5 protein-coding genes are annotated in these 3949 nt (G+C 58.2%); all 5 read left to right on the top strand.

Annotation, left to right across the window (positions count from 1 at the left end):
* The first annotated feature begins 521 nt into the window (after positions 1-521).
* The 5 genes from O9255_RS09130 (at position 522) to O9255_RS09110 (ending at position 3409) form a co-directional block, all read left to right on the top strand.
* Positions 522-821, top strand: a complete 300-nt coding sequence (locus O9255_RS09130) for a type II toxin-antitoxin system RelE/ParE family toxin (protein ID WP_297866547.1) — start codon at positions 522-524, stop codon at positions 819-821.
* A complete protein-coding gene (locus tag O9255_RS09125; RefSeq protein ID WP_297866546.1) occupies positions 818-1114 on the top strand; it encodes an addiction module antidote protein in 297 nt (98 codons plus the stop codon). Before O9255_RS09130 ends, O9255_RS09125 begins: the two co-directional genes overlap by 4 nt.
* 759 nt (positions 1115-1873) lie before the next feature.
* Complete coding sequence (locus O9255_RS09120; RefSeq protein ID WP_297866545.1) at positions 1874-2065, top strand: SHOCT domain-containing protein; 192 nt, start codon at positions 1874-1876, stop codon at positions 2063-2065.
* An 84-nt stretch (positions 2066-2149) separates the two neighbouring features.
* Positions 2150-2494, top strand: coding sequence for a ribonuclease E inhibitor RraB (locus O9255_RS09115; RefSeq protein ID WP_297866544.1), 345 nt, complete (start codon positions 2150-2152; stop codon positions 2492-2494).
* Between the two features lie 102 nt (positions 2495-2596).
* Positions 2597-3409 carry an alpha/beta fold hydrolase gene (locus O9255_RS09110; protein WP_297866543.1) on the top strand — a complete coding sequence of 271 codons (813 nt, stop codon included), beginning with the start codon at positions 2597-2599 and terminating at the stop codon, positions 3407-3409.
* Positions 3410-3949: the final 540 nt, after the last annotated feature.

The following is a 3949-nucleotide window of genomic DNA, read 5'->3' as shown; positions in this document are numbered from 1 at the left end:
GGCGAGGTTGATCTCGGCAAGTGCGGGGCAGGGGTTGTCGCTCCGTAGGTCAGGCTGTAGCGTTCTGGCCTAACTATTCGCTCAAGCGGACAGATCAATCGCTTCGCGATTGATGCTGCCGCTTAGCTCAGACGTTAGGCGTCGCAAGTCGGCATGTTCATTGGTGTTTGTAGCGCCTCGCTCCGGGCCGGCGCTCTGGGGAGCAAACGTCCGCGCTGCGGTGCGGCTGCCCAGTCGGCGCGAAATGCCGGCCTGTTGCTTCACGGCGGTTCTGCGGCATCATCGCTTTCGCGCCGCCTTGTCTGCCGGCATGGGCATCGTCGGTTCGCAGGCGCCAACCAATTTCGCGGGCTGTCAGTTCGGGCCATGCAGCATCCGGCGTGAGCGACAGCCTAACAACTCGCTCAAGCGGACCAATCAATCGCTTCGCGATTGATGTGGCCGCTTAGCTCGATCGTTAGGTCTGGCTGGTTGCCTCTCGGCGCCTTGACATGCGCGTATCCGTACGGATACATTACAGCATGAGCACTTTCCTTCGCACCGCTGAGTTCGATGCTTGGCTTCGTGCATTGCGCGATCCAATCGCCAAGGCTCGGGTCATTGCTCGAATCAGGTCGGCCGCAGAGGGTAACTTCGGCGACTGCGAGCCGGTTGGTGAAGGCATCTCTGAGATGCGAGTTCATGTGGGGCCGGGGTACCGCGTGTACTACTGCCGGAGAGGCGAGATCACCTATCTGCTGCTTTGTGGCGGAGACAAGTCCACGCAGCAGAAAGACATTCGCAAAGCGAAAGCCCTCTTGAAGGGCTTGGAGGCACCATGAAGACCATTAGTGCATTTGATGCGGCTGACTACCTTGACAACGATGTTGTCATTGCGGAGTACCTCAACGCGGCGCTGGAAGACGAGAATCCTAATGTCTTCCTCCAAGCAATTGCGGATGTTGCGAAGGCCCGTGGCATGACGAAGCTTGCGAAGGATACTGGGCTTGGGCGGGAAAGCCTTTACAAAGCGCTTGCCCCCGGCGCGAAGCCCCGATACGACACGGTCATCAAGCTTGTTAGGGCGTTGGGTGTCGAGTTGCACACGACCCCAGCACACGCGAGCCAGACCTAACTACTCGCTCAAGCGGACCAATCAATCGCTTCGCGATTGATGTGGCCGCTTAGCTCAATCGTTAGGCCCTTTGTGCCGCGGTCTGTGGTCCACCCCGCCTGCGCTGCCCGGCATCTCGCGAATCACCGCTGAGGCAGGCGGCGCTCTGGCAGCCGCCAAGCGCCGCGCTGTTCCGCGATGGAGTTTTCTGCAGGCGCAGGCACGAGCCATCTCGCAGGCATTAGCGCGGCATCCGGCGAGGTTGATCTCGGCAAGCCGTACCAAGGGTTGCCGCTCCGTAGGTCAGGCTGTAGCGTTCTGGCCTAACTATTCGCTCAAGCGGACGGATCAATCGCTTCGCGATTGATGCCGCCGCTTAGCTCAAGCGTTAGGGGCTCACGGATGGCAGCGCGTCGCAGGATTGCTTTGGTGGTGGCAGCGCTGATCACGGCAGGTGTCGGCCTCGCCTACGCCGCGCTCGTCTCGCTCTCGCCGCTGCCTCTGCGCGTGCTGGATCGAGATTCGTCAGGGGTCGTTTCCTTCGGCGAGGCGCTCGATTCACACGACGTAGGATCTCGCCCTTCAGAGCTCGAGCCATCTTGCACGGAGTTCTACTGGCTCAAGGACGGCACTGTGGCTTATGTTTCCTGCTCCGGGGCGAGTCGTGGCCCCTAACTATTCACTCAAGCGGACCAATCAATCGCTTCGCGATTGATGTGGCCGCTTAGTTCAAGCGTTAGGCGCTGCAAGACGTTGCGCCCAGAAGTCCAAGGAAGTTCCATGCCCGAGTTGGTCATCCTCCTATTCCTCTTCGGCGTCCCGGCAATCATCGCCTATGCCATCTGGCGGGTTTACAGCCTGACTATCAGCCCCAAGGCCCGTCTTCGCCGCTTGGAAGGGCTTCGGTCCTCTGGCGCAATCACGGCAGCCGAGTACGAGAAGCAACGTGCATCCATTATTTCCAGCGTGTAGCTTTGCGCCTAACTACTCGCTCAAGCGGACCAATCAATCGCTTCGCGATTGATGTGGCCGCTTAGCTCAAGCGTTAGGGGCGCTATGTCAGTCATCGACGAGTTGATGAAGACAGCGGTTGCGGACACCGACGTCTTGCGATTGCTCGATTCGCAAGGCGATCGTTTCTCTGCCCATCGCGACGTCGAGTTTCTTCTCAGGGCGCCAACGCCAGAGAAGGCCGACATGGTTGCGAGCTTCATTAACGACCACGGTTTTGGAGTTGCTTCGGTCAACGACCCTCAAGGTCTTGCCGTTCTCGTGGTCATTCGCATGCCGATTGATCAGAGCGTCATCTTGTCCGTTTCGGGCTTCATGGTTTGCCTTTCTCGGCTCTTTGGGTTGGAGTACGACGGGTGGGGTTGTGTTGCTCAGGCAACGCGCCCCTAACAATTCGCTCAAGCGGACAGATCAATCGCTTCGCGATTGATGCTGCCGCTTAGCTCAACAGTTAGGCATGAACTCGTTGGCAGCAATCGATAAGTCGAATCCATGATCGCGACAACGCGCATCCAGAAGCTTGGACATCCAACGCTCGAGGTGACGAAGTACGGCGAGTGTCCTCGGGTGCTTTTCATTCATGGCTGTACGGAGACGTCGGCAATATGGCTCCCTGTGATGCAGGCGCTCGGCAATGCCGGTGTCGAAAGTGCCGCCTTAGACTTGCGAGGTCATGGAGGGAGTGAAGGCCATGAATCACTTCAGGAGGCGGGCATCGAAGACTATGTCGCAGACGCGCTGAGCACCCTCAACGCGATGCCATCGCTTCGAATTGTTGTCGGTCATTCTATGGGTGGCTTGGTCACTCAGTTGCTCGCAGCAAAGGCCGACCTTGCATATGCAGTATTGATCGCTTCGTCGCCCGTTTTTGGCATGAGGGGCGACGGCATACGCATGGCTCGCAAGCATCCTTGGACGTTCCTCATGTCGTTCCTGCGGCGAAGTTTCAAACAGCTGTATGTGGATGAGCTTGTCACTAGGTCACTTCTCTTTCATTTGCGGACCCCGGCCACAACAGTTAGGCAGTTCATGTCCCAAGTACAGGAGGATTCCTGGCGTGCGGGGAACGAAATGAATTCGCTCCTTCCTGACCCACGGGCTGTGCGTTGCCCGATTACAGTCATTGGTGGTGCTGATGATTTCATGGTTTCAAGAGCCTCCACTGACGCGACGGCATCTGCGTACGGTGTAGAGCCGATCTACCTTGAAGGGTGTGCACACATGGTCCCATTGGAGTCCGACCCTGTAATGCTTTCTCGACTGATCATGTCCTCACCTCTTCGAGCGCAACAAAACGATGCCTAACAACTCGCTCAAGCGGACCAATCAATCGCTTCGCGATTGATGTGGCCGCTTAGCTCCAGCGTTAGGCGGTTGGTTCTACGGTGGTCTGAGGCGAGTCCGTTCTCAGCAAGCCGAGACTCTCTCGCCGCGAGACATCCGGCCCGCCCGCGCTGTGTTGGTCCGCGTCGCAAGTCCGATGGGCTGCAGAGTGGCCAGTGAGAGTTCCTGGCAGGCGCGGGTACAACAAAACTCAATTCCGCCTTGCCGGCTAGTCCGCGCTCCGGCACATTCCGCTTAGATTCAACTAGCAAGTGCAACACCCCTACGGACCGAACAACATCTGTTCGGGTGTCTTGTAGCCGTAGCGCTTCCTTGGTCTGGTGTTGAGCGCTTTAGCGATTCGATCGCAGTCTTTCTGTGTGCCTCTTTTGAATTTCGAGTGGGTGGCAGCCAGAATCGACCCAAGTCTGGGACCGTTACCTGAGGGAACGTGAGCGAGAAGCAGCTTTTTGAGGCCGCCCTTGGCGTGGCCGCGCCGTGGTACGTGAGCGGGACGGGTTT

The organism is Silanimonas sp., from assembly GCF_027530345.1.
GTDB lineage: Bacteria > Pseudomonadota > Gammaproteobacteria > Xanthomonadales > Xanthomonadaceae > Silanimonas.
This window is presented reverse-complemented; position numbering and strand designations above follow the sequence as displayed.

Bases quoted from the DNA above. Each gene is read 5' to 3' on its own strand.
- O9255_RS09120 (WP_297866545.1), top strand. From the start codon at position 1,874: ATGCCCGAGTTGGTCATCCTCCTATTCCTCTTCGGCGTCCCGGCAATC.
- O9255_RS09110 (WP_297866543.1), top strand. From the start codon at position 2,597: ATGATCGCGACAACGCGCATCCAGAAGCTTGGACATCCAACGCTCGAG.
- O9255_RS09125 (WP_297866546.1), top strand. From the start codon at position 818: ATGAAGACCATTAGTGCATTTGATGCGGCTGACTACCTTGACAACGAT.
- O9255_RS09130 (WP_297866547.1), top strand. From the start codon at position 522: ATGAGCACTTTCCTTCGCACCGCTGAGTTCGATGCTTGGCTTCGTGCA.
- O9255_RS09115 (WP_297866544.1), top strand. From the start codon at position 2,150: ATGTCAGTCATCGACGAGTTGATGAAGACAGCGGTTGCGGACACCGAC.